The sequence below is a fragment of the Thauera sp. 27 genome (assembly GCF_000310125.2).
GTDB classification, from domain to species: domain Bacteria; phylum Pseudomonadota; class Gammaproteobacteria; order Burkholderiales; family Rhodocyclaceae; genus Thauera; species Thauera mechernichensis.
Genome location: NZ_AMXB01000017.1, coordinates 1 through 23,967, shown reverse-complemented (window position 1 = coordinate 23,967; position 23,967 = coordinate 1). Strand labels below are relative to the sequence as shown.

Sequence of the window (23,967 nt, the reverse complement as noted above, 5' to 3'; positions counted from 1 at the left end):
GAGGCCGGGCTCAGCGCCGCAGGGCCTGAGTCAGACGGGTGAACTCGGCGCCAAAGTGGCGAATCATGTGCTTGAATTCCGCATGGCGGTTGGCGTCGAGCACGGGGTCGGCGTCGCCGCCGTCGGCCCAGATCACGCCAACCGGACGATCACCGAGGTGGATGGCGCCAAGCAGGAAGCCCGCCGGCCGCACATGCGCGCGCAGGACCTCGGGGAGTTGGCGGCGACCGGCCGCGAGCCGTGTGCGGTCGATGCAGGTAGATCCCGCCGCGTGGCGGAACAGGCGTGCGAGCAGGTTGTCGTCACCCGCAGGCACCCAGAGGGCTTTCGCATTGTCCTCGGGGGCAAAACCGTAGGCGAAGTAGCAGCTCAGGCGGTCTGCGGCAGAGGCTTTCAGGAACAGCAGGCAGCGCGCAAGGCCAAGGCCTTGCTCAAGCGTGTGCGCCGTGTCCGCAAAGAACGCGCGCAGGTCGCGATAGCGGCCGTGCTGGCAGTTCTGCATGAAGGCCTCGATGATCTCGGTGACAGGCTCACCGCCGATGCCGCCATGGGCCTTGGGCTGCGTCGCCTTGGGTGCTGCGCTTGAAGGCTCGTCGGCCTGTGTCTCGCCTTCTAGCCTCGTTGTCACCAGTCGGGTGCGGTCGTCGCCGGCGTGTTGTGAGCGAGCATGCCATCCGTCAGTGTGCGCGTCGCTGTCAGCCGGTCGCGCGGGCGCTCGGCTTGCGGGCATCTGCGCGCCGGGGCTGCGCGGTGGCGGTGGCGGCCAGAAAAAGCGCTCGCATGCGACCGGGCGATGGTCGATGAACGCAGCGGCATGGCTGATGCGTACTGCGACGCGACGCGTGCTTGCGACGATTTCGTCGAGCGGCAGGTTCGTCATCGCCGACGCAGCGTGCAGCAGTGTCGTGGTGTGGCCACCATACCAGTTGTCATGTGTCGCCCAGGCGATGAGGTGGGCAAGGACGGCATCCGCGCCGCGCTGGTGCAGATAGCGGGCGAGTGCGATCGGCAGCTCGGGGGCCATGCCCCCTTGCCAGGCGTAGCGGCCCGCGTGCGCAAGCATGGTGCCCGCCCTGTCCATGATCGTCGTCAGCGCCGGGCTCGCCGGCAGGCCAAGATCCTGCAGGTGGGCAGCGTTCAGTTCGACGGGGGAGCAGCCCAGCAGAGCCTCCTCCACCCGCGCACGCCGCTCGCCGGCCGCGGCGCGCACTTCGATCTCCTGGTGCAGTTCGGGGGCGGCGAGGGGGAGCTTCCAGCGCGCCACGCCGAGCAACAGCGTCAGCCATTCGAGATACTCGGCATGCTCGCCGCCGTGGTGGTGCGCCCAGTCGGCCTGCAGGACACGGCCGAACTGGCTCGTTGCCATCGCCCGTACCGCCTCGTGCCGGGCAGCGGCGCTTGCATCCAGGCCCTGGTCAGCACACCGTCTGGCCAGGGCCTGGACCTTGTCGACGCCAAGCATGTTGAGCGCATGCTGAAGGCCTTGCACCTCGCCGTCGATGCGCGGTTCGCGGGCGGCGAGCAAGATGACCTCGAGCGCAAGCGGGATGTCGCCGTGCAGCATGGTGCGCAGCGTGTCCATGCCGATCCCGGGGTCGAGCAGGGTCTCGAGCGCCTGTGCTGTCGACAGCACAGGCATGCGCACGGCGGCCAGTTCGCGCCGCCAGTAGTCCAGCCCCTTGGCCGTGCCATTCATGACTGCCGCCCCCTTGGCCTGGCCTCAGGACGCGCTGGCCGTGGGGTCAACGCGCGGTGTGGTAGGTGCCTGCGGCGGCGCGATGACCACCGACCTGCGGCCTGTGGTGCGTCTTGGGTCCGATCAGGCCGCCGACCAGCATGCCGAGCGCGCTTGCCGCCAGGCCGTAGAGCTGGGGCTCGACGTCGCCCTCGGTGACGAAGATCTCCAGCAGTAGCCAGGTCGACAGGCCGAGGATGATGGCCAGCGCTGCCCCCAGGTTGTTGGCGCGCTTCCAGAACAGGCCGGCGGCCAGGGGCACGAAAGCGCCGGCTAGCGTCACGCGATAGGCGCTCTCGACCATGTGGTGGATGGTGGCCTCTGTGGTGGTGGCGTACCAGGTCACGAGGACGGTGAACACCACCACGGTGACCCGCGTGCTGAACAGGAAGGCGCGGTCGCTCATGCCCGGGATGAAGCCGCGCAGCACGTTCTCGGAGAAGGTCACCGAGGGCGCGAGCAGGGTGCCCGAGGCGGTGCTCATGATCACCGACAGCAGGGCGCCGAAGAAGATCACCTGGGCGAAGAAGGGCATGTGCTGGAGGATCAGCGTGGGCAGGATGAGCTGCGAGTCCTGCTCCATCAGGCGCTCGACCATGCCGGGGTCGATGATGTTGGCGGTATAGGCGAGGAACAGCGGCACCGCAGCAAAGAAGAAGTAGCTCACCCCCCCCAGTGTGGTACCCCATACGGCGACGCGCTCGTTCTTCGACGAGTTGACACGCTGGAAGACGTCCTGCTGCGGGATCGAGCCCAGCGCCATGGTGGCGAAGGCAGCGAACCAGGCGATCATGTCGATGAGGTCGAGCGAAGGCAGCCACTCGAACTTGCCCTCGGCCGCGGCCTTGGCGATGACGAGTTCGAAGCCGCCAGCCTTGTCGCCGGCAAGCCAGGTGACCCACACCAGGCCGATCACGATCACGATCATCTGCACGAAGGTGGTCAGTGCCACCGACCACATGCCGCCGAACAAGGTATAGACCAGCACGACGGCGGCGCCGATCAGCATGCCCTCGTTCATGCTCACGACGTCGTTCGACAATACATTGAACACCAGTCCGAGCGCGGTGATCTGCGCCGCTACCCAGCCAAGGTAGGACAGCACGATGCAGATCGACAGCACGAGCTCGGTCGTGCGGTTGTAGCGCATGCGGAAGAAGTCGCCCAGCGTGAGCAGGTTCATGCGGTAGAGCGGGCGGGCGAAGATGAGGCCGAACAGGACCAGGCAGGCTGCCGCGCCCAGTGGGTCGGAGATCAGCCCACGGAAGCCTTCGTCCAGGAAGGTGGCCGAGATGCCGAGCACGGTCTCGGCGCCGAACCAGGTTGCGAACACCATCGCCAGCACGATGTACATCGGCAGGTTGCGACCCGCAGTGATGTAGTCGCGCGCATTGTGTACCCGGGTGGCGGCATACAGTCCGATGCCGATGGAAATGACCAGATAGGCGACGACAAGCCAGAGCAGCATCAGGGAGCCCTTCGTTGAGGCGCACGCACGCGCACGGTTGGAAAAACAGGCGCGAGTTTAGCAACAGGAGGCGTTGCGATGGGGGGCGAATGTGGTCGATCCGTGCGCGAACACGCCTGCTTCATTGCAGATCTGCAACGCTGTCGGCGAGCCGTGTCCGTTTCGCCGCGAACGCACGCAGCGTGGTCACGATGGTGGTGATCGCCTGCTCCAGCGTCTCCTCGTCGATGATCAGCGGTGGCGCCAGGCGCAGCACGTTGCCGTTGGTGTCGCGAGTGGCGATGGCGTGTGCGAGCAGGCGCTCGGCAATGGCGCCGGCGTCGGCGAAGTTCGGCTCGAAGGCGACCCCGACCAGCAGGCCCCGGCCACGGATCGCGCGCACGCCGGGCAGGTCCGCGTCGCGCAGGGACTGGATCAGGTGTGTGCCGAGCCGCTCGGCGCGCTCCCAGGGCCGGAGCTGTTCGAGCAGCGCCAGCACTTCGGTGCCTACGGCCGCTGCCAATGGGTTGCCGCCGAAGGTCGAGCCATGGTCGCCGGGGCCGAACACGTCCATGAGCGCGCGATCGGCAAGGAAGGCCGATACCGGCAGCAGTCCGCCGCCCAGGGCCTTGCCCAGGATGAGTCCGTCGGCACGCACGCCCTCGTGGTCGCAGGCGAGCAGGCGCCCGGTACGGCCGAGGCCGGTCTGCACCTCGTCGGCGATCAGCAACACCTTGTGCCGGCGGCAGATCTCGGCGCATCGGGACAGGTAGCCAGCCGGCGGCACCACGATGCCGCCCTCGCCCTGGATCGGCTCGACCAGAAAGGCAGCAGTGTCGGGGGTGATTGCCGCTTCGAGGGCGTCGGCGTCGCCGAAGGGGATGCGCTCGAGCCCCGGCGGGAAGGGGCCGAAGCCGGCGCGATAGTGCGCATTGGAGGAGAGTCCGACGATGGCGATGGAGCGGCCATGGAAGTTGCCATCGCAGGCGATGATGCGGGCCTTTCCGGGGGCGATGCCCTTGACCTGGTAGCCCCATTTGCGTGCCGCCTTCAAGGCCGTCTCCACGGCTTCCAGGCCGGTATTGACGGGCAGGGCGCGCTCATAGCCGAAGGTCGCGCACAGGCGCTCGAGGAAGACCGGCAGACGGTCGCTGGAGAAGGCGCGCGAGGTCAGCGCCAGGCGCTGGGCCTGCTCGGTCAGGGCCTGGACCAGGCGCGGGTGGCTGTGGCCGAAGCTCACTGCCGAGTAGGCGCTCATCATGTCAAGGTAACGCCGGCCGTCGGTGTCCCACAGCCAGACGCCCTCGCCACGCTGGAACACGGCGGGGAGCGGGGCGTAATTGGCGGCGCCGTAGCGGCGTTCCTTCTCGCGCAGCCAGGCGGTCGATGGGCCGAGCGCAGCAGCGGCAAGCTCGCGTACCCAGCGCATGCCGCTGCCGTCGGCATCCAGTTCGGGACGGTATTCGACGATCTCCAGCGCGATGAAGTCGGCGCAGGCGCGCAGACTGAACAGGCAGTCGGTGAGCGCACGGGGTGCCAGGCCGCCGGGCTCGGGGCAGCTCACCGCCGGGAAATGGCCCGGATCGAGGGCGTCGAGGTCGAGGCTGACGCCGAAGCCCGCCTGCTCGTCTGCGCGCACGATGCTCAGTGCATCGCAGAACACGGCCGCCAGACCGCGCTGCGCAATCTCCTCCATGTCGAAGATGCGCACGCCCAGACGCCTGAGCAGGTCGCGCTCCTCGGCCTCCCAGGCGCGTGCGCCGAGCACGCAGGTGCGCGCGGGATCCAGCGTCGGCCCGGGGATGTCGCACAGTTGCGGGTGGCCGACCCCCAGCAGCGCAGCCAGAGGCATGCCGTGGATGTTGCCGGAGTGGGTGCTGGTGTCGGTGTGGCTGTCGAGGTGGGCGTCGATCCACAGCAGCCCGGGGGAGCGTCCGCAGCGTCGGCCTACGCCTCGCCAGGTGCCTGCGGCGATTGCATGGTCACCACCGAGCACGAGCGGGAAGCTGCCGGGTGGCACTGCTGCCACATGGTCGGCGAGGCGACGGGCAAAGCGGCCATTGTCGTCGAGGCGCCGGGCCATGTCGGCGACTTCCGTGTTCTCGGCAGTGCTTGCCGGATCGGCTCCTGTCTGAGCTGCCGCCTGTGCAGGTACGCCGGCAGCGAGGGGGCGCAGGGTCTCGAGCCAGTCGACGCCGAGTCCGATTGCGTGCAGATGGGCGCAAAGGCCACCGCTTTGCAGACTGTCGGGGCTGGCCGCCGTACCTGGGGCAGGGGCGCCGAGCGCGCTCGCGGCGCCGATCACCCGGATCATCGAGTGAGGTACGTGCGGCGCCATGCCATCCATGCGTGTCGTCGTCATTACGGCACCTCCATGCATCCTGGTCGCGCCCGCACGCGGCGGGCCGAATCATGTGTGCATGAGTTGGATGCGGGGGCGCCCGATTCGTTCAGCCTCCGCTCGGCTCAGCCCAGCAGGCGATGCAGCTCGAGGCCGAGCAGGGTGGCTGCGACCGCGCCGACCAGCAGCAGCAGGCGGGTGAGCCGGCGCTGGCCGGCTGCCAGGTCGTCCAGGCGCTGCTGTTGCGCGCTCTGCTGGCGGCCGGATTCGGTCAGCGCATGGTGCACCAGGCGAGGCAGCTGCGGCAGCGTGCCGGCCCAGGCCGGTGCTTCTTCCTTGACGCCGCGCACCAGCGCACGCATGCCCATGCGCTCATCCATCCAGCGCTCCAGGAAGGGCTTGGCGGTCTTCCACAGGTCGAGCTCGGGGTCGAGCTGGCGGCCGAGGCCTTCGATGTTGAGCAGGGTCTTCTGCAGCAGCACGAGCTGGGGCTGCACTTCCATCTCGAAACGGCGTGCGGTCTGGAACAGGCGCAGCAGGGTCTTGCCGAAGGAGATGTCCTTGAGCGGCTTGTCGAAGATCGGCTCGCACACGGTGCGGATCGCGGCCTCGAACTCGTCCACGCGCGTCTTCGCCGGCACCCAGCCGGCTTCGATGTGGGCAAGCGCCACGCGCCGGTAGTCGCGCTTGAAGAAGGCGAGGAAGTTGGTGGCGAGGTAGTTCTTGTCCACCTCGTTGAGCGTGCCCATGATGCCGAAGTCGAGCGCGATGTAGCGCCCGTCGCGGTGCACGAAGATGTTGCCCGGGTGCATGTCGGCATGGAAGAAGCCGTCGCGGAACACCTGGGTGAAGAAGATCTCCACGCCGGCGCGCGACAGCGCCGACAGGTCGGTGCCCTGGGCGAGCAGCGCGGGCGTCTGCGAGATCGGCACGCCGCGCATGCGCTCCATCACCATGACCTTGCTGCCGCACCAGTCCCAATGCACTTCGGGCACGATGAGCAGCGAGGACTCCGTGAAGTTGCGCCGCAGTTGCGAGCAGTTGGCGGCTTCGCGCATCAGGTCGAGTTCGTCGTGCAGGTACTTGCTGAACTCGGCGACGACCTCGCGCGGCTTCAGGCGACGGCCCTCGGGCCAGATCTTCTCGAGCAGCACGGCAGCGACCTCGAGCAGCGCAAGATCGTGCTCGATCACGCGCTCGATGCCGGGGCGCAACACCTTGACGGCGACCTCGGTGCCGTCGGGCAGGCGGGCGAAGTGCACTTGCGCCACCGAGGCAGAGGCGACCGGGGTTCGCTCGAAGTCGTCGAAGACCTCGTCGATCGGTTTGCCGTAGAAGCCTTCCAGTACCGCCAGCGCCTGCTCGGTGGGGAAAGGGGGGACGCGGTCCTGCAGCAGCGCCAGCTCGTCGGCGAGGTCGGGGGGCAGCAGGTCGCGCCGGGTGGACAGCATCTGGCCGAACTTGACGAAGATCGGTCCCAGCGACTCGAGCGCCTGGCGAAGGCGTGCGCCGCGCGGCTGGGAAAACGTCCGCCAGAAGAAGATCGTATGCCATATGCGTGCAAGGCGTCCGCTGCTGTCGGCGTCGAGGACCATGCGGTCGAGGCCGAAGCGCAGGCTCACGGAGACGATCTTGGCGAGGCGGAAGAGGCGCACGTTGGGAAGCCGGGCAGACGCAAACCCGGGACTTTAGCCGGAAAGCGACGGCGGGGGAACGCCGCCTGTGCGTGACGCCTGCCACGGCGCGCAATCTGCGCTCACATCCTCGACCGGGCCCGAGGCTGCCTTCCGCTATAATCGCGCGTTTCGAATCCATCCCGAGTGCCATGAGCGCCGACCCCAAAGTCCTGTTGACCGACCTGCTCAAGACCGCGCTGAAGAGCGTGGCGCCCGACCTGGTCGATACGCCCATCCTGCTGGAGCGCCCGAAGCAGGCGAGCCACGGTGATTTCGCCACCAACCTCGCGCTGCAACTGGCCAAGCCGCTCAAACGCAATCCGCGCGAGCTCGCTGGTCTGCTGCTCGCCGAGCTTCCGGCCTCGAAGCTGGTCGAGAAGGCGGAGGTTGCCGGAGCCGGTTTCATCAACTTCACCCTGGCCGCAAGCGCCAAGACAGCGGTCGTGCGCGAGGTGCTTGGCAAGGGCGCGGGGTTTGGCCGTGGCGACGTCAAGGGCGTCAAGGTGCAGGTCGAATTCGTCTCCGCCAACCCGACCGGCCCGCTTCATGTCGGCCACGGCCGCGGTGCGGCCTACGGCGCCTCGTTGTCGGACGTGCTGGCGTTTGCCGGCTATGACGTCACCCGCGAGTATTACGTCAACGACGCCGGACGCCAGATGGACATCCTGGCGCTGTCGACCTGGCTGCGCTACCTGGCTTTCTTCGGTATCGAGATTCCGTTCCCGCCGAATGCCTACCAGGGCGACTACGTGATCGACATGGGCCGTGAGATGCGCGACGCGCATCAGGATCGCTTCGCCAGGGTCAGCGCCGAGCAGATCCTCGCCGGCACCCCCGGCTTGCCGCCGGCTGAGCGCAAGGACGACGAGGCCAAGCAGCAGCGCGAGGAACACCTCGATGCGCTGATCGCCAACGCCAAGAAACTGCTCGGCGAGGATTACCCCTGGGTGCATGGCTTCGCGCTCAACGAGCAACTCGGCGACGGCCGCGAGGACCTTCAGGAATTCGGCGTGCGTTTCGACAAGTGGTTCTCCGAGCAGAGCCTGTTCGACACCGGCCTGGTCGAGCGCGCGGTGACCCAGCTCGAGCAGCAGGGCCACATCTACCTGCAGGACGGTGCCAAGTGGTTTCGCTCCACTGCCTTCGGCGACGAGAAGGACCGCGTCGTGCAGCGCGAAAATGGCCTCTACACCTACTTCGCCTCGGACATCGCCTACCACCTCAACAAGTACGAGCGTGGCTTCGACCGCATCATCGACATCTGGGGCGCCGACCACCATGGTTACATCCCGCGCGTGAAGGGCGCCATCGCCGCGCTCGGCCTGCCGCCCGAGAAGCTCGAGGTGGCGCTGGTGCAGTTCGCAGTGCTGTACCGCAACGGCCAGAAGACCTCGATGTCCACCCGCTCGGGTGAGTTCGTCACCCTGCGCGAGCTGCGCCGCGAAGTCGGCAACGACGCCTGCCGCTTCTTCTACGTGCTGCGCAAGTCCGATCAGCACCTGGATTTCGACCTCGATCTTGCCAAGAGCCAGAGCAACGAGAATCCGGTGTACTACGTGCAGTACGCCCATGCCCGGGTGTGCTCGGTGCTCAACCAGTGGGGTGGCGAGGCGGTCGAACTGGCCGCGGCCGATCTCGGCCTGCTGCAGAACGAGCGTGAGCTTGCCCTGTGCGCCCGTCTGGCGAGCTTCCCCGAGCTGGTGCAGAACGCGGCTGCGGACTACGCACCGCACCAGATCGCCTTCTACCTCAAGGATCTCGCTGCCGACTTCCACAGCTGGTACAACGCCGAGCGCATGCTGGTCGAGGACGAGGCGCTCAAGCTCGCCCGCCTGGCGCTTGCCGCCGCGGTGCGCCAGGTGCTCGTCACCGGCCTGAAGATGCTGGGCGTGTCCGCGCCCGAGTCGATGTGATGCGGGGAGCGCAATCGTGAGTCGAGACCGCAAGCCGGCGCGTGCCGCCCGCGCGCCGGCCAGGAGCGCCGGCGGGACGCTGATCGGCATTTTCATCGGCTTGGTCTTCGGTGCGCTGATCGCAGCCGGTGCCGCCTGGTACTTCACCCGTGCCAACCCTTTCCAGCCCGCGCCGGTCGCGCCGCGCGTGCAGGCGCCCGACAACGGCCCCGCCGCCTTGCCGGGCAAGCCGGGCGATCGCCCGGTGGTCAAGCAGGATTTCGAGTTCTACCGCATCCTCCCGCAGGGTGAGAACGTGCCGGCCCAGGCCCCGACCCCGACCACCCCGCCGACCCTCCAGGCGCCGGTCGAGGATGCAGTCGCGCGACCGGTCGAGCGTCTGTACCTGCAGGTCGGAGCATTCGAGAATCCGAGCGAGGCCGACAATCTGAAGGCCCGCTTGGCCCTGTCCGGCATCCAGGCCAGCGCCCAGCGCGCCCAGCTCGAAGATGGGCGGGTGGTGCATCGGGTCCGGATCGGCCCCTTCGCGCGCCCGGAAGACATGAACCCGATGCGCGCGCGTCTGGCCGAGGCCGGCTTCAATGCCTCGGTAAGCCGCGGCAACCCTTGATCTCCAGATGTGGCGGCCGGGAACACCCGGCACACCGCAGCGTCTGATTGACCTGACAGCCAACGGAGCACAGCATGAATCGTCGTGATGCACTCAAACTCAGCGCCCTCGCCCTTGCCTTGCCGACCGCATCCGTGAGCTGGGCGCAGAGCCCGTTCACCGTGTTGAATCCGCCGCAGAAGGGGGATGATCCGAGCAAGATCGAGGTCGTCGAGTTCTTCCACTACGGCTGCCCGCACTGCCGTGATTTCGATCCGCTGATCAGCGACTGGAAAAAGAAGCTCCCCGAGGACGTTTCCTTCCGCGCAGTGCCGGCGATCTGGAACAACGCGCAGCTCACCGGGCTTGCGCGCCTTTACTACGCGGCCGAGGTGTCAGGTCAGCTCGACGCCATTCACGGTGCGGTGTTCGTGGCCGTTCAGGAGGAAAAGCGCCCGCTGTTTACCGAGGAGCAGGTGCGTGAGTGGGTGAGTGGCAAGGTGGCCGACCCGGCCAAGTTCATGGATGCCTACAAGTCCTTCGGGGTGAATTCGCTGGTGCAGCGCGCGGACCAGCTCGCGCGGGCGATGAAGGTCCAGGGTGTTCCCACCGTGGTCATCGATGGCACATATGTGACGTCTGCCTCGCTCAGTGGCAGCCACGTCAATACGCTCAAGGTGACCGACCAGCTCATCGCCCGTGTGCGCGAGGAGCGCAAGGGTAAATGAGCGTCGTCCAGTCGGGCGTGCCCAGTCCCGCTCAGCCGTCGGCGGGTGAGTCCGGCGAGGACAGCGGCGAGCGCAGGCGCATCCAGCGCTTCCTTGCGCTGCGCCGTGGCGAGCCCTGCTTCTGGGTCGATATCGACGGCCTGGGCCGCCGGGCCTTGCGCGACATCTCGGTCGAGGGCTTCTCGGTCGGTGCCGAAGCCGGCTTGGCCGAGGGGGCCTTGTTCGGCTTCGTGCTGCATCGAGAGGGGGTGCCTGATCTGATCAGGGGGCGCGCCCAGGTCGTCAATTGCATCGCCGCGACGGCGCAGGCGGGTTGCCGCTTCGTTGCGCTCGAGGGCGAGGATCGTGAGCGCCTGCACGACTGGCTGATCGCCCTGGTCATCATGAACGCAAGCGTGCGCATCACCGAGAAGGATGCGGCGGCAATCGTCGATGGCCCTTCGCTGATCTCAGCGCCCGCGCTTACTGCACATGAAAAGGCCGCCCGCTCCAACCGGAGGGGCGGCCTTTCTGCGTAGCGGGCTCAGGCCTCGGCTTCGGTTTCCCGGCGCCGCTGTCTGGGTTTCTGCATTGCATAGACCAGGCCCAGGAGCACGAAGGCCGGGACGAACATCCACTCCTTGGCGGGGCGCTCACCCGCGGGCAGCTCGATCGTCGTGATGGTGAAGCCCTGCTCGAGGCCCAGCTTCTCCGCCTGGCTGCCGAAGCGCACCGCGGCAATCTGGACATCGTCGCCAAGGGACATCACGGTCAGGCCCATCGCGTTGAGCCGTTCGCGTGCCGGGCCGCGCTCGCCCAGCGGCAGCAGCACACCCTTGGAGATGTCGCGGCCTTCCAGGCTCATGCCTTCGATCCATATCCGCAGCTTGCCGTTGCGCGGTGCCTCCTCCACCAACCGGCTGAGCTCGGTTGGCGCGACCTCGTCGTAGGGCGGATAGAGCATGTCCATCCAGAACCCGGGCCGGAACAGGGTGAAGGTGACCAGCAACAGCAGGATGGTCTCGTGGATGCGGTTCCTGGCGATGAAGAAGCCCTGGGTCGCCGCGGCGAACATCATGCTTGCCACCGTGGCGGTGACGATCGTCAGCACGAGCTGGAAGCTGCTGTCGATGCCGATCAGCAGCAATTGCGTGTTGAAGATGAACATGAAGGGCAGTACTGCGGTGCGCAGGCTGTAGCCGAATGCGGTGAGGCCGGTGCGTATCGGGTCGCTCTTGGCGATGCCGGCCGCGGCATAAGAGGCCAGGCCCACAGGCGGCGTCACGTCGGCCATCAGACCGAAGTAGAACACGAACATGTGCACCGCGATCAGCGGCACCAGCAGCCCGCTCTGCGCCCCCAGCTCGACGATCACCGGCGCCATCAGCGACGACACCACGATGTAGTTCGCCGTGGTCGGCAGCCCCATGCCGAGGATCAGGCAGATGACTGCGACCAGCACCAGCATGATCATCAGGTTGCCGCCCGAGAGTACCTCGACCAGCTCCGTCATCGCCAGGCCGATCCCGGTCAGGGTCACTGTGCCGACGATCACGCCTGCGGTGGCGGTGGCGATGCCGATGCCGATCATGTTGCGCGCGCCGGTGACCAGACCCGACAGCAGGTCGTGGAAGCCCTGGCGGGTTGCGGCGCCGAGCGCACCGGTGCCGCGGAACAACGCGAACAGCGGGCGCTGGGTGACGAGAATGAACATCAGGAACAGCGTCGCCCAGAATGCCGACAGCGCGGGCGAGAGCTGCTCGACCATCAGGTTCCAGATCAGCGCTGCTACCGGCAGCAGGAAGTGCAGGCCGGACTTGAGCGTGGGGCCGATCTCGGGCAGGTACTCCATGGTCTCGCCCGGCTTCTCGAGGTGCAGTTCGGGGTACTTCGCGCCATGGCGGACAATGAAGATGTAGGCAATGAGCATCAGCACGCCGACCACGATGAAGGCGCCGTCGCCAAAGAGGTCCTTGATCCAGCCAAAGCCCCAGTAGATTACCGCGGACAGGATCACCAGCCCGGAGAAGGTCATCAGCGTCGTGATCACCGCCTTCTGCCAGGGCAGCGGCTCGCGTCGCGGCAGGCCCTTCAGGTCCATCTTCAGGGCCTCGAGGTGCACGATGTAGAACAGCGCGATGTAAGAGATCAGCGCGGGCAGGATGGCGTGCTTCATCACCTGCACGTAGGTGATGCCGACGTACTCGACCATGAGGAAGGCCGCGGCGCCCATCACCGGGGGCATGATCTGGCCGTTGACCGAGGAGGCGACCTCGACCGACGCCGCCTTGTCGGCACGGTAGCCCACGCTCTTCATGAGCGGGATCGTGAAGGTGCCGGTGGTGACCACGTTGGCGATCGACGAGCCGGAGATCAGGCCGGTGCTGGCCGATGCGACCACGGCGGCCTTGGCCGGACCGCCGCGCATGTGGCCGAGAAGCGCGATCGCCGACTTGATGAAGTAGGCGCCCGCGCCTGCGGTCTCGAGCAGCGCACCGAACAGCACGAACAGGAAGATGAAGCTGGTCGACACGCCGAGTGCCACGCCGAACACGCCCTCGGTGGTCAGCCACATGTGGCTCATGCCCTTGGCCAGCGAGGCGCCGCGGTGGGCGATCACGTCGGGCATGTACGGGCCGAAGAAGATGTAGCACAGGAACACGACGGCGAGGATCACCATCGGCAGGCCAAGTGCGCGGCGCGCGGCCTCGAGCAGCAGGGTGAGGCCGACCACGGCGGTGGCAATGTCCATGTCGGTGGGCAGGCCGGGGCGGGTCGACAGCTCGCGGTAGAACAGGAACAGGTAGGCCGCACAGTAGGCCCCTGCGCCGGCGAGGATCCAGTCCTGGATCGGCACGCGGTCGCGTGGCGAGCGCTTGAGCGCGGGGTAGGCAGCAAAGGCCAGGAACACGGCGAAGGCGAGATGGATTGCACGTGCCTCGGTGTCGTTGAACACGAACACGCCTAGCGAGAAGGGCAGCGGCGAGGCAATCCAGAGCTGGAACAGCGACCATGCCAGCGCCACCACGAGCAGCACGTTGGCGGTCAGGCCGGTGGGCTTGCGTCCGCCGGTATCGGCTTCGGCAACGATTTTCTGCAGTTCTTCGTCGGACAGCTCGAAGTTGTCCTTGTTGTCATTTTTGCGGGTCATGAGCAGCGCCCCTCGAAGTCGGATCGGAGACGACAACGGCGGGGGGCTGGGCGCCCGCCGCCGTTGTCTGAAGAGCATCCGGCACCGCCCGAAGGGTGCCGGCCGGCGGACTTACATCCAGCCCTTCTCCTTGTAGTACTTCACCGCACCCTCATGCAGCGGGGCCGACAGGCCGTCCTTGATCATGTGCGCGGGATCGAGGTTGGCGAAGGCAGGGTGCAGCTTCTTGAAATCCTCGAAGTTCTCGAACACGGCCTTGACCATCGTGTAGACGGTGTCAGCCGGTACCTTGGCCGAGGTCACGAAGCTCGCCACCACGCCGAAGGTTTCAGCCGGATCGGGGTTGTTGGCGTACATCCCGCCCGGAATCGAGACCTTGGCGAAATAGGGGTGCTCAGCCACAAGCTTGTCCACGCCGGCTCCGGTGATCGACACCAGCTTGGCGCCGCAGGTCGTGGTCACGTCCTGGATGTTCGCCGCCGGGTGGCCGACAACGAAGGCAAAGCCGTCGATCTTGTTGTCGCACAGCGCCGAGCCATGCTCATCCGGGCGCAGCTCGGACACCAGCGAGAAGTCCGAGGTCGACATGCCGATCGCGGGCAGCAGCATGTCCATCGTGGCGCGTTGACCCGACCCCGGGTTGCCGACGTTGAAACGCTTGCCCTTGAAGTCTTCCATCTTCGCGACACCGGCTTCCTTGCGGGCGAGGATGGTGAGCGGCTCAGGATGCAGCGAGAACACCGCGCGCAGGTCGGACACGGCGCCACCTTCGGCGAACTGTGCCTTGCCGTTGATGGCGTTGAACTGCACGTCGGACTGGGCGACGCCGAAGTCGAGCTCGCCAGTCTTGATGGTGTTTACGTTGTATACCGAGCCGCCGGTGCTCTCCACCGAGCAGCGCAGGCCGTGCTGGGCGCGGTCCTTGTTGATCAGACGGCAGATTGCGCCGCCTGCGGCGTAATAGACGCCTGTGACCCCACCGGTGCCGATGGTGACGAACTTCTGCTGCGCCTGGGCCGGTGCGGCACCGAGGGTGCCGACGAGGGCAAAGGCAGCGGCAATGGCGGTCAGTTTCTTCATGGATTCCTCCTGGGTCGTGTCAACGAGGGTGAGAGCGTGGTCGCCCGTACGTGCAGGGGGTGTCCGTCACGAGGGCGTGCGCGGCAGGACACCAGATCATGGCGTGACAGGCTGTCGATCGGCCAACGCAAGAGCCGACAGCTTTTCACAACCTGCGTTTCGGCGCTAGTCGGGTTTCCCGCAGGGCGCAGTGGAGCGCGCTTTGAGGCGTACTACAATGCGCTGCCGGATGTGGAGGACATACGTTGATTGCACAGCAGCCAGGAGTGACGAGGAGGGAGGCTTGGGACGACGATGGCGGGCAGCGCCATGAACGGGCGGACGGTGGTGCGCGCATCGTGTCGCTGGTGCCCTCGCTCACCGAGCTGCTGTTTGCGCTCGGCCTTGGCGGGCAAGTGGTCGGTCGCACGGGGTTCTGTGTGCACCCGCGCGAAGCGCTGCGTGCGGTGCCGAAAGTAGGGGGCACCAAGGACGTCCGGCTGGAGCGAATTCGCGAGCTCGAGCCCACCCATGTGCTGGTCAACATCGACGAGAACAGGCGTGAGACGGTGGACGAGCTTGCCGCCTTCGTGCCCCACATCGTCGTCACGCATCCCTGCTCCCCGCAGGACAACTTGCGCCTCTTCGATCTGCTGGGCGGGGTGTTCTCGGCCGCGCAGCGTGCAGCGCTGCTTGCCGCCGAGTTGCGCGCAGCCCTCGACGAGGCTGCTGCGCTGCGTGCGGAGCTCGATGATGAGCGCGTTCTTTATCTGATCTGGCGCGAGCCGTGGATGACGGTGGCGCGTGACACCTATATCGCGGCGACGCTCGCCGAGGTCGGTTGGGAGACCCTGCCGGCGCGCCATGGCGGTGCGCAGGGCGCAGCGCGCTACCCCGCCTTCGAGTGGGGTGAGCCCTGGCTCGCGCAGGTGGAGCGCGTGCTGCTGTCGAGCGAGCCCTACAGGTTTCGCGACCTGCATGTGACCGAAGTTGCCGGTCTGTCCGCCCTCCCGGCGCAGCTCGTCGACGGCGAGATGGTTTCCTGGTACGGCAGTCGGGCCGCGGAGGGGCTGCGCTACCTGTGTGCCCTTCGCCGCAGCCTCAGGGAGCGAGCTGGCGGCTGAACGCCTCGGGCGTGACGATGGCGAGAAGGCCGGAGATACCGCGCCTGCGCGCCATCTTCAGCAGTGCGCGGTCGCGCGTGAGCAGGTGGGTCGCGCCGGCGCCCACGGCCAGTTCGAGGAACTTCTGGTCATCGGGATCCTTGCAGGCCGGCAGTGTCGGGGCAGGCGGCATCGCGATCTCGCGAATCCGTCCGCGGTAGGCCGACAGCAGTGCTTCGCGGGCCTCGAGGCCCTGGCCGAACTGGGCGTAGCCGAGCACGGCACGCAACTCGCCGAGCGTGTCTGCACACGCCAGCAGAGGCGGCCGGCTGCGTTCGATCCAGTCGCGCAGCGCGGCGAGCGCTGGGTCGCGGAACATCCACAGTGCGAGCACGGTATTGGTGTCGAGTACCAGGCGGACGTCTGGATGCGTCATCGGGTCGATCGTCAACGAAAAAGGGGAGGGTTCCCCCTCCCCGGAGTGGCTAGGCAAGGCTCAGGCGGCAGCCTTGGCGTCCACGCGGATCTTCACGAAGCTGCCAGGAGCGTCCTCGATCGGCTTGATCTTGCCCTTGGCCGGATCGCGCGCCTCGACCTGTTCGCCGTCATGCGACGTGACCCAGGCTTGCCAGTCGGTCCACCAGGAGCCCGGGTGCTGCTGCGTGCCTTCGAACCAGGCGTCCGCGGTTTCGGCCAGCTTGGCAGCCGGGTTGATCCAGTAGCCGTACTTGTTGGCGGCAGGCGGGTTGACGATGCCGGCAATGTGGCCGGAACCGCCGAGCACGAAGCGCACCGGGCCACCGAAGCGGCGCGCACCCATGTAGGTGCTCTTCCACGGTGCGATGTGGTCTTCGATCGTGGAGATGAAGTAGCACGGCACCTTGATCTTGCCGAGGTCGATCGGCACGCCGTCGATCTCGATGCCGCCCGGCTCGATGAGGCGGTTCTCCATGTACATCCTGCGCAGGTAGAAGCTGTGCATGGTCGCCGGCATGCGCGTGGAGTCGGAGTTCCAGTACAGCAGATCGAACGGGAAGGGGTCCTTGCCCATCAGGTAGTTATTGACCACGAAGGACCAGATGAGGTCGTTGGCGCGCAGCATATTGAAGGTGCCGGCCATCTCCGAACCTTCCAGATAGCCGCGCTCGAACATCTTCTTCTCGAGGCTGGTGACCTGGCCTTCGTCGATGAACACGCCGAGCTCGCCCGGATCGGTGAAATCGGTCATCGTGGTGAAGAAGGTCGCCGAGGCGATACGCTTCTGGCGCTTGCCGGCAAGGTAGGCCAGGGTGGTGGCGAGCAGGGTGCCGCCCAGGCAGTAGCCGGCGGCGTTGACTTCCTTCTCGCCGGTCTGCTTCTCGATGGCTTCGAGTGCGGCCACGACGCCTTCCTGCACATAGGCGTCGAAGCTCTTCTCGGCCAGGCGCTCGTCCGGGTTGACCCAGGAGATCACGAATACGGTATGGCCCTGGTCCACCGCCCACTTGATGTAGGAGTTCTTCTCGCGCAGGTCGAGAATGTAGAACTTGTTGATCCAGGGCGGAACGATCAGCAGCGGCTTCTTGAGCACCTTGTCGGTGCTCGGCGTGTACTGCAGCAGCTGCATCATCTCGGTCTGGAACACGACCTTGCCCGGCGTGGTGGCGACGTTCTTGCCCAGCTCGAAAGCCGTGGTGTCGGTCATCTTCACGCGCAGGTTGCCGCCGCCGTCCTCGACGTCGCGCAGCAGGTTGTTGAGGCCCTTGAGCAGGTTCTGGCCGTGGCTCTTGACCGTTTCGCGGAAGACCTCGGGGTTGGTCATCGCGAAGTTCGACGGCGACAGGGCATCGATGTACTGGCGGGTGTAGAAGTTGACCTTCTTCTGCGTCTGGTCGTCGAGACCATCGACACAGCTCACCGTGTCATGGATGTGACGGGCGGCGATGAGGTAGGACTGCTTGATGAAATCGAACAGGAAGTGCTGTTCCCACTCCTCGTCCTTGAAACGCTTGTCGGACTTCTCGGGTGCGGCGACCGGCGCGGCATTGAGGCCGGCGAAGCGCATCATCGAGTGCTGCCACAGCGAGAAGTAGTCCCACACCAGGTTCATCTGCGCCTGGGCGAGCTTGTAGGGGTTCGACAGCAGCTTGGCCATCATGTCCATGAAGGCTTGGGCGATGCCGAGCTCGTCGGCTGGCGCAGAGACGCCTTTCTTGAGCTGGCGTTGCACATGGTCGCTGATCAGGTGCGAGGCGCGGCGCGCCACCTCGGCGTAGGTCTTGGCGACTTCTTGCGGATCGGGCAGTTCTGCCTTCTGGGGGTCGTTGCTGGGTGCAGCCATGTTGTTTGGGCTCCTGTGGTCGCGCGGGGCGGGCTAACGGCAAGTGGTGAAGCGGACCAGGCCGCTCGCATCGACCTCTCTCGAGAGTGCTCCCTGCCTCTCGAGATGGTTGAGGTGGGCAATGGCCTCCCCCATGGCGAACATGACCTGATGGGTATCGAGTTCGCGGGGAAACAGCGTCCCGAGCAGGTCGCCCGCGCTGCTGGGCGTGCTGCAAGCATTGAGCAGCGCGCCACAGCGCTCGCGGTGATGCTCGATGAGCTGGTCCACGCGGACCCTGATGCCCTTGAAAGGTTTGCCGTGCGATGGTAGCACGAGCGTGTATTCGGGCAATGTGCATAGTGCCCGTAGCGAGTCGATGAACCAGCCCAGCGGGTCGTCGTCGGGCGTAGCGGCGTAGACGCTGATGTTGGTCGAGATGCGCGGCAGCAGCATGTCGCCTGAGATCAGGATCCCGAGCTCGGCACAGTGCAGGCTCGCATGTTCCGGGGCATGACCGTGGCCGACGATGACACGCCAGTTGTGGCCGCCGATCTGCAGCTCGCTGCCGGCGAACAACCGGCTGAACGTGCCGGGCAGTTCGGGCACGCCGCGCCGGTAGGCGTTGCCACGTGCGCCAAGGGCTTCGAGCCGTGCTGCGTCGAGGCCATGGCGGCGGAACTGAGCGACCATGTCCGGTACACAGTAGCCCGGCAGCTGATGCCAGATGGCGTGGGCGGCGAGGAATTCCCCCTGTGTCATGTGGATCGTGGCACCATCGCGCGCCGCCAGCCAGGTCGCGAGGCCGAGGTGGTCGGGGTGGTGGTGGGTGACGATCACCCTGCGCACCGGGCGCGGGTCGGCAGCGAAGATCGCCGTCCATGCGGCACGCGTGTCGTCCTGTCCGTAGCCGCAGTCGATGACGGTGAGCGCGTCGCCGTCATCGAGCAGCCACAGGTTGATATGATCGAGGGCGAAGGGCAGCTTCATGCGTACCCAGCACACGCCGGGTGCAATTTCGAGCGTGTGGCCGGCGTCGGGAAGTTGGTCGATCGGGTAGCTAAGCATGGTTCGCGTTCTTGCGCTCAGGTTGTGGTCGGGGGCGTGGCCGGTGGGTGCCGATTGAAGAATGGCCAGGAATCTGTTTAACTTTTGCGATTGTGTTGTTATTTTCAGACAAAACAAGGGTTTGATGTCGGTCTGCGCAGCTGTTGCCTGCGCCGCGGGCATAACTGAACATGGGTAACGAAGAAACCTATTCCATCACCGAACTTGCGCGCGAGTTCGACATCACCCCGCGTGCCATCCGATTCTACGAGGACCAGGGTTTGTTGACCCCGGCTCGCGCAGGCCGGGCGCGTGTCTATACAAAGGCCGATCGCACCCGTCTCAAGCTCACCTTGCGCGGCAAGCGGCTCGGCCTCTCGCTTGCCGAGATCCGCGAACTGCTCGACATGTACGGCGGCGTGCGCAACTCGAGCACGCAGCTGCAGCGCTTTCTGGGCGTACTTACTGTGCGCCGCGCAGCACTCGAGCAGCAGCGCAAGGACATCGAGGCTGTGCTGGACGAAATCGACATGCTTGAGCAGCAGTGCCAGGCATTGCTCGGCGACAACGCGGAGGGCGCCGCCGCTGCACGCGCCGAACTCGCGCGTCGCATCCAGCGGGCAAGCGTGAGCTGAAAGCGCTCGCCCGCTTTTTTTGCGCTGCAGTTTACGTTAACGTAAACGTCAAGCTCGGGAAAGAGCCCCCAATCGACTGAAGAGGTGACGCATGAGACCGGAGATGCCCCAGTTCCAGCCCAAGGACCCGGGCTACGCTGCGCGTGTGCGTGCCAGCTTTGGCCTGCAGCAGGCAATGCAGCTGATCGGTGCAGAGCTGGCGATCGTCGAGCCCGGCTACACCGAGATCCATCTGCCGTTCAAGGCCGAGATCTCGCAGCAGCACGGCTATATCCATGGCGGGGTGGTCGGCATGATCGCCGATTCGGCCGCGGGCTATGCCGCCAACACACTGACCCCCGCTGATACCAGCGTGCTCACCGTTGAGTACAAGCTCAACCTCGTTGCCCCTGCAGACGGCCAGCGCCTGGTAGCACGCGGTGAGGTGATCAAGCCGGGCCGCACGCTGATCATCACGCGTGCCGAGGTGTTCGCCATCCGTGACGAGCAATGGACCTTGTGCGCGATCATGCAGCAGACCATCATGGCCATGCAGGGCAAGAGCGAGCGATCCGGCTGAGGGCAGCCGGGCGTAGCGCCGCCTGAAGAAACCCAGGGGGAAAGTTGAATGAGCAGTCGCATCATCGCACTCGGCGCGTCGGATACCGTCGAAATCGGCCATGTCCGCCAGTTTTTCCGCAACTATGCGGCGTGGCTGGGCGTTGACCTGAGCTACCAGGGCTTTGCTGACGAGGTTGCCAACCTGCCCGGGGCGTATGGAGAAGCCGATGGCCGGCTGTTCTACGCCGAGCTCGATGGCCGGCCGGCCGGTTGCGTAGGCGTTCGCCGCTTCTCGGAGGGTGTGTGCGAGATGAAGCGGCTCTATGTCGATCCCGATGCGCGTGGTCATGGCCTTGGCCGCCAGCTCGCGATGGAGGCGATCAAGGCGGCCCAATCCTTGGGCTACCGGCGCATCCTGCTCGACACCCAGCCGGCGATGCGCATTGCGCTGAAGCTTTACCGCGAGCTCGGCTTCACCGAGGCGCCTGCCTATTACCCCTCACCGATCGAAGGCACGATCTTTCTCGCCCTCGACCTTGCCACCTGGTCCGAGGACGAGGTCCGCAACGAGAACCTGTTCCACCTCTTCGACTACAACCAGGCCTGGTCACGTCAGGTACAGCAACTCGACCCTGGCTTCTTCGAGAAGCTGTCGCATCTGCAGACGCCGGACTATCTGTGGATCGGCTGTTCCGATTCGCGTGTGCCGGCAAACCAGATCGTCGGCTTGCTGCCGGGCGAGGTCTTCGTCCATCGCAATGTCGCCAATGTGGTGGTGCATACCGACCTCAACTGCCTTGCCGTGGTCCAGTACGCGGTCGATGTGCTCAAGGTCAAGCACATCATGGTCGTCGGCCACTATGGCTGCGGCGGCGTCAAGGCCGCGCTCGAGCGTGCCCGCGTCGGCCTCGTCGACCTCTGGCTGCGGCACGTGCAGGACGTCCACGTCCGCCATCTGGACGAGGTCAACGCCTTGCCGCCCGAACTGCGCCACGACCGCCTGTGCGAGCTCAACGTGCTCGAGCAGGTGCTCAACGTTGCCCAGACCGTGGTGGTGCAGGACGCCTGGCAACGCGGCCAGCCACTCACCGTCCACGGCTGGATCTACGGCCTCAAGGACGGCCTGATCCGAGATCTCGGCCTCAACGTCAGTCGTCGCGAAGACCTGCTGCCGCGCTACATGGCAGCGCTCGAGACGCTCGGTAGCTGAGCCTATCCACACTTCATTCGAACAGCCTCAACAGGAGAACTGCATGTCCGATCCCGTCGTCATCGTGTCCGTCGCCCGCACGCCGCTGGGCGGCTTCCAGGGCGAGCTGTCCAGCCTGACCACGCCGCAGCTCGGCGCTATCGCCATCAAGGCGGCGGTGGAGCGCGCCCGCCTGGCACCCGAGCAGGTACAGGAAGTGATCATGGGTTGCGTGCTGCCTGCCGGCCTCGGTCAGGCGCCCGCCCGCCAGGCCGTGCTCGGTGCAGGGCTGCCGCTGTCGGCCGGCTGCACCACCATCAACAAGGTGTGCGGTTCGGGCATGAAGGCCACCATGCTGGCACACGATCTCATCCTCGCCGGCAGCAACGAGGTGATGGTCGCCGGCGGCATGGAGTCGATGTCCAACGCCCCCTACCTGCTGGCGAAGGCGCGTGGCGGCTACCGCCTCGGCCATGGTCAGATGTTCGACCACATGTTCCTCGACGGTCTGGAAGACAGCTACTCGAAGGAAAACAAGGGGCGCCTGATGGGCACCTTTGCAGAGGACTGCGCCAGCCACTTCAGCTTCAGCCGTCAGGCCCAGGACGAGTTCGCAATCGCCTCGACCACCCGTGCCCAGGCAGCAATCAACAACGGAGACTTCACCTGGGAGGTGGCACCGGTCACCGTGCCAGGCCGCAAGGGCGATGTCCTCGTCGACAAGGACGAGCAGCCGCTGAAGGCGCAGATCGACAAGATCCCGGGCCTCAAGCCCGCATTCAAGAAGGACGGCACGGTGACCCCGGCCAACTCGAGCTCGATCTCCGACGGTGCCGCCGCCCTCGTGCTGATGCGGCGGTCCACCGCCGACAAGCTCGGCCTCAAGCCGGTCGCCACCATCGTTGGCCATGCCACTCATGCGCAGGAGCCGCAGTGGTTCACCACCGCGCCGGTGGGCGCGATGCAGAAGGTGCTGGCGAAGGCCGGCTGGAGCACCGACGACGTCGACCTGTGGGAAATCAACGAAGCCTTCGCGGTCGTCACCATGGCCGCGATGCACGAGATGAAGCTGCCGCACGACAAGGTCAACGTGAACGGCGGCGCCTGCTCGCTCGGTCACCCGATCGGCGCCTCGGGTGCGCGCATCCTGGTCACGCTGATCGGCGCGCTGCGCAAGCGCGGCCTCAAGCGCGGTGTGGCCAGCCTGTGCATCGGCGGTGGCGAGGCCACGGCGATGGCGATCGAGGTCGATACCGCGGTGGCCTGCGGCTGATTCCGAACGACGGCAGTGGGGACGCCCACGAGGTGGCCCTGCTGCGCTCCCAGCAGAGATTTCTACAAGGACAGCAGTGCAATGATTCTTACCCCGGAACAGGAACTCATCCGCGACTCGATGCGCGCCTTTGCGCAGGAGCGCCTGGCCCCCTTCGCCGCCGAATGGGACCGCAACCACACCTTCCCGCGCGAGGCGCTGAATGAGCTCGCTGAACTCGGCGCGCTCGGCATGGTGGTGCCCGAAGAGTGGGGCGGCGCCGGCATGGACTACATGAGCCTGGTGCTGACGCTGGAAGAGATCGCGGCTGGCGACGGCGCCACCTCGACCATCGTCAGCGTGCAGAACTCGCTGCCCTGCGGGATCATCAACCGCTTCGGCAACGATGCGCAGAAGGAGGCCTGGTTGAAGCCGCTCGCCCGTGGCGAGAAGCTCGGCTGCTTCTGCCTTACCGAGCCGCATGTCGGCTCCGATGCCTCGGCGATCCGCACCAGCGCGGTCCGCGAAGGCAACGAATGGGTGCTCAACGGCGTCAAGCAGTTCATCACCACCGGCAAGCATGCCGATGTCGCCATCGTGTTCGCGGTGACCGACAAGAGCGCCGGCAAGAAGGGCATCACCTGCTTCCTGGTGCCGGCTGATGCGCCTGGCTACCAGGTCGGCCGCATCGAGGAGAAGATGGGCCAGAAGGCTTCCGACACCACCCAGATCCTGTTCGAGAACTGCCGCGTCCCGGCCGACTCGGTGATCGGCGCCGAAGGCGAGGGCTACAAGATTGCGCTCTCCAACCTAGAGGCCGGCCGCATCGGCATCGCCGCGCAGTGCCTGGGCATGGCGCGCGCCGCGCTCGAGGCGGCGGTCAAGTATGCGCAGGAGCGCGAGAGCTTCGGCAAGCCGATCTTCGAGCACCAGGCGGTCAACTTCCGCCTCGCCGACATGGCGACTCAGCTCGAAGCCGCGCGCCAGCTCGTGTGGCACGCCGCCACCCTCAAGGACGCCGGTCGCCCCTGCCTCAAGGAGGCTTCGATGGCCAAGCTGTTCGCCTCCGAGATGGCCGAGCGCGTCTGCTCGGATGCCATCCAGGTGCACGGCGGCTATGGCTACGTCACCGACTTCCCGGTCGAGCGCATCTACCGCGACGTGCGCGTGTGCCAGATCTACGAAGGTGCGAGCGACATCCAGAAGCTGGTGATCGGGCGCGCGCTGACGAGCTGATCGCGGCGCCGTCGGCGGCGCGGAGCGGGGGGGGGGGGGGGGGGGGGG

At 66.3% G+C, this 23,967-nt stretch carries 19 protein-coding genes; 10 read left to right on the top strand and 9 right to left on the bottom strand.

The window, feature by feature from the left end; translation table 11 throughout:
* Positions 1–10: 10 nt before the first annotated feature.
* The 4 genes from B447_RS10970 to ubiB all read right to left on the bottom strand — a co-directional run bounded on the left by B447_RS10970 (position 11) and on the right by ubiB (position 7,178).
* Positions 11–1,696 (bottom strand): hypothetical protein, encoded by a 1,686-nt coding sequence (locus B447_RS10970; RefSeq protein WP_002939800.1) that lies wholly within the window; start codon positions 1,694–1,696, stop codon positions 11–13.
* Positions 1,697–1,742: 46 nt separating this feature from the next.
* A complete protein-coding gene (locus tag B447_RS10965; RefSeq protein ID WP_002939799.1) occupies positions 1,743–3,203 on the bottom strand; it encodes a sodium:solute symporter family protein in 1,461 nt (486 codons plus the stop codon).
* Between the two features lie 121 nt (positions 3,204–3,324).
* A complete protein-coding gene (gene rocD, locus B447_RS22985; RefSeq protein ID WP_002939798.1) occupies positions 3,325–5,544 on the bottom strand; it encodes an ornithine--oxo-acid transaminase in 2,220 nt (739 codons plus the stop codon).
* Positions 5,545–5,648: 104 nt separating this feature from the next.
* The gene (gene ubiB / locus B447_RS10955; RefSeq protein WP_002939797.1) at positions 5,649–7,178 is read right to left on the bottom strand and encodes a ubiquinone biosynthesis regulatory protein kinase UbiB; all 1,530 of its coding nucleotides are present in this window, start codon (positions 7,176–7,178) and stop codon (positions 5,649–5,651) included.
* A 170-nt stretch (positions 7,179–7,348) separates the two neighbouring features.
* Here ubiB and argS point away from each other — a divergent pair, with 170 nt between their 5' ends.
* The 4 genes from argS to B447_RS10935 all read left to right on the top strand — a co-directional run bounded on the left by argS (position 7,349) and on the right by B447_RS10935 (position 10,947).
* Complete coding sequence (gene argS, locus B447_RS10950) at positions 7,349–9,112, top strand: arginine--tRNA ligase (RefSeq protein WP_002939794.1); 1,764 nt, start codon at positions 7,349–7,351, stop codon at positions 9,110–9,112.
* Between the two features lie 16 nt (positions 9,113–9,128).
* The gene (locus tag B447_RS10945) at positions 9,129–9,722 is read left to right on the top strand and encodes an SPOR domain-containing protein (protein WP_002931314.1); all 594 of its coding nucleotides are present in this window, start codon (positions 9,129–9,131) and stop codon (positions 9,720–9,722) included.
* Between the two features lie 74 nt (positions 9,723–9,796).
* Positions 9,797–10,429 (top strand): thiol:disulfide interchange protein DsbA/DsbL, encoded by a 633-nt coding sequence (locus B447_RS10940; RefSeq protein ID WP_002931313.1) that lies wholly within the window; start codon positions 9,797–9,799, stop codon positions 10,427–10,429.
* Positions 10,426–10,947 (top strand): PilZ domain-containing protein, encoded by a 522-nt coding sequence (locus B447_RS10935; protein ID WP_002939792.1) that lies wholly within the window; start codon positions 10,426–10,428, stop codon positions 10,945–10,947. The genes B447_RS10940 and B447_RS10935 overlap by 4 nt, the downstream gene beginning before the upstream one ends.
* Before the next feature lie 5 nt (positions 10,948–10,952).
* Here B447_RS10935 and B447_RS10930 read toward each other — a convergent pair whose 3' ends face one another.
* A complete protein-coding gene (locus B447_RS10930; protein ID WP_002939785.1) occupies positions 10,953–13,559 on the bottom strand; it encodes a TRAP transporter permease in 2,607 nt (868 codons plus the stop codon).
* A gap of 111 nt (positions 13,560–13,670) precedes the next feature.
* A complete protein-coding gene (locus tag B447_RS10925; RefSeq protein WP_002939783.1) occupies positions 13,671–14,639 on the bottom strand; it encodes a TAXI family TRAP transporter solute-binding subunit in 969 nt (322 codons plus the stop codon).
* A 266-nt stretch (positions 14,640–14,905) separates the two neighbouring features.
* Between B447_RS10925 and B447_RS10920 the strand changes: the two genes are divergently transcribed.
* On the top strand, positions 14,906–15,742 hold the full coding sequence (locus B447_RS10920; protein WP_002939781.1) for a helical backbone metal receptor: 837 nt from the start codon (positions 14,906–14,908) through the stop codon (positions 15,740–15,742).
* Here B447_RS10920 and B447_RS10915 read toward each other — a convergent pair.
* The 3 genes from B447_RS10915 to B447_RS10905 are packed head-to-tail and all read right to left on the bottom strand — an operon-like array spanning position 15,720 to position 19,088.
* Entirely contained in the window at positions 15,720–16,157 is a 438-nt protein-coding gene (locus B447_RS10915; protein WP_002931307.1) for a putative toxin-antitoxin system toxin component, PIN family, read from the bottom strand. The two genes, B447_RS10920 and B447_RS10915, sit on opposite strands and share 23 nt — an antisense overlap.
* A 60-nt stretch (positions 16,158–16,217) precedes the next feature.
* Positions 16,218–18,041, bottom strand: a complete 1,824-nt coding sequence (gene phaC / locus B447_RS10910) for a class I poly(R)-hydroxyalkanoic acid synthase (RefSeq protein ID WP_002939779.1) — start codon at positions 18,039–18,041, stop codon at positions 16,218–16,220.
* Between the two features lie 33 nt (positions 18,042–18,074).
* Complete coding sequence (locus tag B447_RS10905; RefSeq protein ID WP_002939776.1) at positions 18,075–19,088, bottom strand: MBL fold metallo-hydrolase; 1,014 nt, start codon at positions 19,086–19,088, stop codon at positions 18,075–18,077.
* A gap of 170 nt (positions 19,089–19,258) precedes the next feature.
* On the opposite strand from B447_RS10905, the gene B447_RS10900 reads away from it, so the two are divergent.
* The 5 genes from B447_RS10900 to B447_RS10880 all read left to right on the top strand — a co-directional run bounded on the left by B447_RS10900 (position 19,259) and on the right by B447_RS10880 (position 23,919).
* Positions 19,259–19,702: a MerR family transcriptional regulator gene (locus tag B447_RS10900; RefSeq protein ID WP_002931301.1), complete on the top strand. Its 444-nt coding sequence runs from the start codon at positions 19,259–19,261 to the stop codon at positions 19,700–19,702.
* Between the two features lie 91 nt (positions 19,703–19,793).
* A complete protein-coding gene (locus B447_RS10895; RefSeq protein ID WP_198291784.1) occupies positions 19,794–20,261 on the top strand; it encodes a PaaI family thioesterase in 468 nt (155 codons plus the stop codon).
* A 48-nt stretch (positions 20,262–20,309) separates the two neighbouring features.
* Positions 20,310–21,452, top strand: a complete 1,143-nt coding sequence (gene can, locus B447_RS10890; RefSeq protein WP_002931298.1) for a carbonate dehydratase — start codon at positions 20,310–20,312, stop codon at positions 21,450–21,452.
* A 43-nt stretch (positions 21,453–21,495) separates the two neighbouring features.
* Complete coding sequence (locus B447_RS10885) at positions 21,496–22,704, top strand: acetyl-CoA C-acetyltransferase (protein WP_002939774.1); 1,209 nt, start codon at positions 21,496–21,498, stop codon at positions 22,702–22,704.
* A gap of 81 nt (positions 22,705–22,785) precedes the next feature.
* A complete protein-coding gene (locus tag B447_RS10880; RefSeq protein ID WP_002931296.1) occupies positions 22,786–23,919 on the top strand; it encodes an acyl-CoA dehydrogenase in 1,134 nt (377 codons plus the stop codon).
* Positions 23,920–23,967: the final 48 nt, after the last annotated feature.